The sequence below is a fragment of the Henriciella sp. genome (genome assembly GCF_049649345.1).
Lineage (GTDB): Bacteria > Pseudomonadota > Alphaproteobacteria > Caulobacterales > Hyphomonadaceae > Henriciella.
This window is the reverse complement of record NZ_JBARZC010000294.1, coordinates 1-5,933: the sequence shown is the minus strand read 5'-3', so window position 1 is coordinate 5,933 and position 5,933 is coordinate 1. Positions and strand designations below refer to the sequence as shown.

The 5,933-nt window shown below is 58.6% G+C and carries 8 protein-coding genes; 2 read left to right on the top strand and 6 right to left on the bottom strand.

The window, feature by feature from the left end; genetic code table 11:
- The 3 genes from WA989_RS07755 to WA989_RS07745 form a co-directional block, all read right to left on the bottom strand.
- On the bottom strand, nt 1–398 hold a 398-nt coding region (locus WA989_RS07755), incomplete at its 3' end, for a cation:proton antiporter (protein ID WP_424339930.1).
- 133 nt (nt 399–531) lie between these two features.
- Nucleotides 532–1,206 carry a TorF family putative porin gene (locus tag WA989_RS07750; RefSeq protein WP_424339929.1) on the bottom strand — a complete coding sequence of 225 codons (675 nt, stop codon included), beginning with the start codon at nt 1,204–1,206 and terminating at the stop codon, nt 532–534.
- Between the two features lie 157 nt (nt 1,207–1,363).
- Nucleotides 1,364–2,176: an SDR family NAD(P)-dependent oxidoreductase gene (locus WA989_RS07745; protein ID WP_424339928.1), complete on the bottom strand. Its 813-nt coding sequence runs from the start codon at nt 2,174–2,176 to the stop codon at nt 1,364–1,366.
- 176 nt (nt 2,177–2,352) lie between these two features.
- Here WA989_RS07745 and WA989_RS07740 point away from each other — a divergent pair, with 176 nt between their 5' ends.
- Both WA989_RS07740 and WA989_RS07735 read left to right on the top strand, forming a co-directional pair.
- Nucleotides 2,353–4,251: a tetratricopeptide repeat protein gene (locus WA989_RS07740; protein WP_424339927.1), complete on the top strand. Its 1,899-nt coding sequence runs from the start codon at nt 2,353–2,355 to the stop codon at nt 4,249–4,251.
- The gene (locus WA989_RS07735; RefSeq protein WP_424339926.1) at nt 4,232–4,489 is read left to right on the top strand and encodes a hypothetical protein; all 258 of its coding nucleotides are present in this window, start codon (nt 4,232–4,234) and stop codon (nt 4,487–4,489) included. Before WA989_RS07740 ends, WA989_RS07735 begins: the two co-directional genes overlap by 20 nt.
- A 41-nt stretch (nt 4,490–4,530) precedes the next feature.
- Here WA989_RS07735 and WA989_RS07730 read toward each other — a convergent pair whose 3' ends face one another.
- The 3 genes from WA989_RS07730 to WA989_RS07720 form a co-directional block, all read right to left on the bottom strand.
- On the bottom strand, nt 4,531–4,995 hold the full coding sequence (locus WA989_RS07730; RefSeq protein ID WP_424339925.1) for a 23S rRNA (pseudouridine(1915)-N(3))-methyltransferase RlmH: 465 nt from the start codon (nt 4,993–4,995) through the stop codon (nt 4,531–4,533).
- Between the two features lie 28 nt (nt 4,996–5,023).
- Nucleotides 5,024–5,398, bottom strand: coding sequence for a ribosome silencing factor (rsfS, locus tag WA989_RS07725; protein WP_424339924.1), 375 nt, complete (start codon nt 5,396–5,398; stop codon nt 5,024–5,026).
- Between the two features lie 71 nt (nt 5,399–5,469).
- A partial coding sequence (locus WA989_RS07720) for a nicotinate-nucleotide adenylyltransferase (RefSeq protein ID WP_424339923.1) occupies nt 5,470–5,933 on the bottom strand: 464 nt, incomplete at its 5' end.

Here is a 5,933-nt window from a genome sequence, read left to right as displayed (position 1 = left end):
GTCGATGACAGTCCGAATGAAAGCCCGAGCGCCAGAGCGACCGGCCAGTCCAGGCCGAACATCATCAGGGCAATCGTAAAGGGAAAACTTGTCAGAATGAGATGGGACGGCGCCAGACCGACAAGATCCCGGCCACTCTCACGCAGTTCTCTCAGCGAGACGTGCAGGCCGATATCGAACAGGAGAAAGACAACGCCGAGCTCTGCCAGTAGGTGCGTTGTCGGGCTCTCTTCGATCAGGCGAAAGGCGTGGGGCCCGATCAATATGCCGACGGCGAGATAGCCGACAATCGGAGACAGGCGCAGCGCTTTTGATACCAGTGCGGCTGCTCCACCAGCGGCGAGCAGCGTCATCGCCGGGATCAACGCGTCTACAGGTGTGCTTGCAGCGTCTGCCATGTCCAGCCTCCTCGCTGTTCATATTGTGAGATTTGGCGGCAAAAGAAAGGCCGCCGCTCCTAGAAAGAAGCGGCGGCCCTGGTCTGGCTGGTGTTAACAGGAGGGCAACACCGGTCAGATGCAAGATGTTTGGCTAGAGAGCCCGGCTGACCGAGACCACAAATGTATCGTCATTGCCGTCAATGTCGGTGCCGATATAGCGGAAGTCGAAGTCAAAGCCTTCGAGTGACGTTGTCAGACCCACAGAATAGTCTGTGTAATCGCCGCCAGTATCCTGAAAGTCGGAATAGCCGATGCTTGCATCCAGGCCGAAGCTCTCGCCGAGCGGAATGCCGGCACTGGCTGACCAGTAGAAGGCATCGCCGGTCTCGAGATAGAAGTCCGGCGAGTAGGCGACGGACGCGCCGACATCAACAAACTCGCCGAGGGTCGTGCCGGCTCCTGCATAGACTTCAACAAAGTTCTGGGATGGATCGTCCGGGGCATCCGGATACCAGTAGTAGATTGCGCCGAGATCGAGGTCGAACACACCGACAGTCGGGGTCCAGCCTGCATAGACATCGATTTCAGTCGACGTGCCGTCGCCGAAATCAACGCCGGATGCCCATGTTCCGATGTAGAATTCATCGGAGGCGAAGTCGAAGCCGCCCTGAACCATGGGCGCGCCGTCTGTTTGTGTCACGCCGCGGAATACGTAGTCGCTGGTCAGCGTGACATTGCCGCTCCACTCACCCTCTGCAAGGGCGGGTGTCGCAACCACGCTGGCCGCCAGGGCCAGAACAGCTACTTTCGTGAATGATTTGCTCATAAAAAACCTCCTTTGCATCCTCATCACCGGGCAAGAGTGGGATGCGGGGGGCGCGCTTATCTACAAGCTTGTCCACGGAGGCGTCATTTTTTGCGCAGCAGCACGATTTTCGGGCAACTGACGCAAAATCAGCCTGCGAAAAGTGCTGATTCTCGGCTTAGCGTGCGCTGAGCGGGGCGAATCCCAGATGCGTTCCAGCGTCGACGAGAAGCGTTTCCCCAGTCACGTGGCGCGACGCATCGGTGAGAAAAAATACTGCAGAATCAGCAATGTCATCCGGACCGCTCGCAACGCCCAGCGGCGCCGATTTTGCCACGCCTTCTTCCATGCGGTTGTACTGTTCCTCATCCATCCTGTCCTTGAACCAGCGGGTGCCGATAAAGCCGGGGCAAACAGCGTTGACCCGTATGGCAGGCGCCAGCGCCCGGGCCAGCGAAAGCGTCATTGTGTTGAGCGCGCCTTTTGTGGCGGCATAGGCAACCGAAGACCCGATTCCCGTGACCCCTGCGATCGAGGAGACGTTCAGAACCGCGGACGCCCGGCCGCTCTCCTTATGAGCGGCATCCAGCAGCTGACGGCAGGCCTGCATCATCAGAAAGGGGCCGGCGACATTGACCGCATATGTATCGAGAAAATCCTGACGCGAGAGCGCATCGAGATCCGAATGATCACGTGCATGGCGGGTTATACCGGCATTGTTGACCAGGATGTCGAGCTTGCCCCAGGCGCCGGCCGCTTCGGCCAGCCGGGCGCATCCCTCTTCGGTGGAGACGTCGCCGGTCACCAGCTGTGCCTGCGCGCCGAGCTTGTTGCAGGCGTCGACAGTGTCCTCGCCTTCATCGACGCTGCGTGTGCAGTTGATGATCAGGTCGGCGCCCCGCTCGGCCAAACGCAGCGCGATCGAACGCCCGAGCCCCGTCGCAGAGCCCGTGACGAGCGCCTTGCGTCCGGCCAAATCCTTGTCCGCCATCTGTTTCCTCCGACTGCTTATGCCTGTGCTGCTCTTCAATGGCGGCGTGTGCAGCCGCAAGTCAACCGCATGTCAGAAGGCGCGATCAACGGGCATATGGTCGGGCTCGCATGTGCGAAGACAACCCATATCCCTTGTGCTAGGATTTCGCAGGGTGATTGAATCGGGGACGTCACGTGCAAAAAGTCTTTAGTGAGCTTCAACGCCGGAATGTCTTCCGCGTCGCCTCGATCTACGCCATCACCGGATGGTTGTTGATGCAGCTCGCTGTCGTTCTTGAGACGACGCTGCTTTTGCCGGCCTGGTTTGATACCTTCGTCACCATCCTCGTCATCATAGGATTTCCAATCGCGGTCATCTTTGCCTGGTCATTCGAGCTGACGCCTGATGGCATTCGGCCGACAGCGCGCGTGTCACAAGAAGAGAGCATCGCTTCGCGCACCGGAAGGCGCCTTGATCTGGTTATTGCCGTTGCCGCCGCCGCGCTGGTCCTCGTGATTGTTGGCGACCGGTTTCTGCCTTCAGACTCGATGGCCAAGGCGTCTACACTGGCCAAGGCCGGCGAATTCTCGATTGCTGTATTGCCCTTCGCTGACATGAGTCCGCAGCAGGACCAGGAATATTTCGCCGACGGTATCTCGGAAGAGCTGCTGAATGTCCTGGCGCAGGTACCGGACCTCGCCGTCGCGGGACGGACATCTTCTTTCGCGTTCAAGGGTAAGAACCAGGATTTGCGAGAAATTGGTCAACTGCTCGATGTGGCGCATGTGCTGGAAGGCTCAGTCCGTAAATCCGGCAACACGATACGGGTCACGGCGCAGCTGGTGCGCACCGACAATGGCTTTCATCTGTGGTCGGACACCTATGACCGCGATCTGATCGATATTTTTGCCGTTCAGGACGAAATTGCAAACGCCATCCTGACAGCGTTGAAACCGCAATTGCTTGGTGAGATCGAAACGGTAGCTGCGCCGCGTACCGACATCTCGAGCTATGATCTCTACCTGCTGGCACAGCAGAAAGCCGCGGCTGGCGATATGGCCGGTTATGAGGCTGCTACCGAGGCGTTGGACAGTGCTTTGTCCATCGACCCGGACTTCGTGCCCGCGCTGGCGTGGCGGGGATATTACGAGCTGATGATGTCTGATGGCGATGGAGCAGCCGGTGACATACCGATAGAGGAGGCGCTGGAGCGTGCCGGAGACTGGACTGGGCATGCCCTGGCTCTCGACCCGGCGTCAGCAGACGCCCTCTTTGCACGGGCAGGATGGCTGTCCATGTCGTTTGATGCCGAAGACCGGGCTCAGGCCGAGCGCTATTATGAGCTGGCGCTGAAAGAAAAGCCGAACTTTCCCCTCGCCCGAAACGATTATGGCTATCTCCTGAACAGGCAGGGGCGTGTAGACGAAGCCGTCGAGCAGCTGGAAATCGCCTTGGCGCATGACCCTGCCCAGAATGATGTCAACACAAACCTCGCTGCACATTTCATGCGTCTTCGCGACTTCGACCGGGTTGAAGCGCTAATCGGTCGCTGGGAAGCTATCTCACCCGAAAATACTGGGCCTCTTGGCTTCCGGTCATTGATGCACATGGCCCGTGGGGAGCTTGCGCAGAGCTACCTGCTCAACAAGAAAGTTCTGGAACGCGCGCCTGCTGATCCTCGAGCAAAGCGCTATATGTTTGATTCCTTGGGGTCCCTTGGCGAGTTCGACAAGGTTCTGACCTCGGGCATTGAAGACATGGAAGTTGTGGCCCTTCGGTTTCTTGGCCGCAAGGATGAGGCCATCGACCGCGTGACAGAACATCTGGCTGAACGCCCCGATTTTCCTTTTGTGCAAAGCGATTATGTGAGCGCGCACTATTTCACGGGTGAGTGGGATGAAGTGGTCCGGTTCTACAACACAGCCTGGGGGGATAAGGATGCTTTTGAAAGTGGTTACGACTATCCTCCCTATGGCATAGTCGCCCCCCCCGCTACAGGCGGCAGGACATCCCGATGCCGATTCGTTGGTCATTGCTTACAGAACCCTGATCGACGCTCTTCGAGCGGACGGCGTGCAGGGTGGCAACATTGATGATCTGGAATCAGTGCTGCTGATGATGGAGGGCCGTCCGGAGGACGCCGTCGCGATGCTGGAACAGGCCTTCGAGAATGGCCATCGCAGCATGGGCTTCATTATGAACCCTGTATTCGAGCCGCTGCGGGATACGCCGCGCTATGTCGCGCTCCAGGAAATGCTGGCCTCGGCCATAAATTCAGAGCGCTCCAAGCTGGGGCTGGAGCCAATAGAAATGCCCAAGCCCTATCGGTGAAAACAAGACGCGGTACGCCGCGAGAAATTTCCAGTGGCTTCTCAAGCTTTATGATAGGGAAGCCCGGCTTCGATGCTGGCGGCGCGGTAGAGCTGCTCTGCCAGCATTGCCCGGACGAGCCTGTGCGGCCAGGTCTGGACCCCGAAGGCCATACTCTGCGGGACGGCTGCCTTCACCGCATCGCCATAGCCTTCGGCGCCGCCAATCAGGAAGCACAGGTCTGGTGTGCCCTCATCGCGCAATTTGATCAGCATGTCTGAAAAGGCCGTCGATCTGTAGGATTTGCCGAACTCATCCAGCCGGATGGCCTGCGCGCCCGCAGGGATTTTCGCGAGCAGGCGTTCGGCTTCTGCGTCCAAACCGCCGCCGTTGTCGACTTCGACACATTCTGCGCTGCGATATCCGAGATTGCGCCCGGCTTTCCTGAACCGGTCCAGATAGTCTTCGGCCAGCTCGTGTTCCGGGCCGGATTTTAGCTTTCCGACCGTGACGATTGTAATCCGCATGGATGTTGAGGCCTGGGCGCGACTGACCTCAGGCGTGGCCGTGCGCGCTGCCGTCTGCCCAGATCTTTTCGAGATTGTAGAAGGTGCGGACTTCGGGTCGGAACAGGTGGATGATGATGTCGCCAATATCCAGCAGCACCCAGTCAGCATTTGGCAGACCTTCGATTTTCACGGGCCGTCCCGTGGCGTCCTTGATGGTCTGGGCGAGATGGTCGGCAATGGAAGCGACGTGCCGGGCAGAACGCCCCGACGCGATGACCATGACGTCTGCGAGCGAAGATTTGCCCTGAAGATCAATCTGTTTGATGTCTTCGGCCTTGTCATCTTCAAGGCTGTTGATGACGGTTTCGGCTAGGGCTCGAATATCGTCAACGCTAGCTTTCGCGGCCTTAAGGGGCTGCATACTCGTGGAAGTCAGGGTCTGGGTTCCTTTCTATTCGACTCGTGAATACTACCATGCCGAGCGCGCAGGCTCTAGCTTTTTTGGGCACCAATGCGCAGTTCTGTCGAACTTGTGGCATTGAATGGCGCCTTCAGATAAACCCAGGTGGGCGCTGGACGGTCCGGAAGCAAGGCGGCTTGGCGTTCAGGCAGCCTGTGCTTTTGAAACGTGCCTGCGAAACGCGAGTTAAGCGCTGCCACGCTGGAGTTGGGCCGGGAGACGACGCAGATCGGCAATGTGCGGGCGATTTGCCTCCAGTCTCGCCAGTCATGAAAGTTTTCCAGGCTATCGGCGCCCATCAGCCAGACGAAACGGGCCTTGGGGCGATGGCGTCTCAGCTCTGCCAGAACATCGACAGTGTATCTCAGCCCTGCCCAGTGCTCGATGTCGCTCACGAACATATTCGGATTGTGCCCGATCAGCTCGCGGATCTGATGCACGCGTTCATAAAAGTCGGCAGGCTCGCTTTTCAAAGGATTGCCGCGCGCTGGTATCC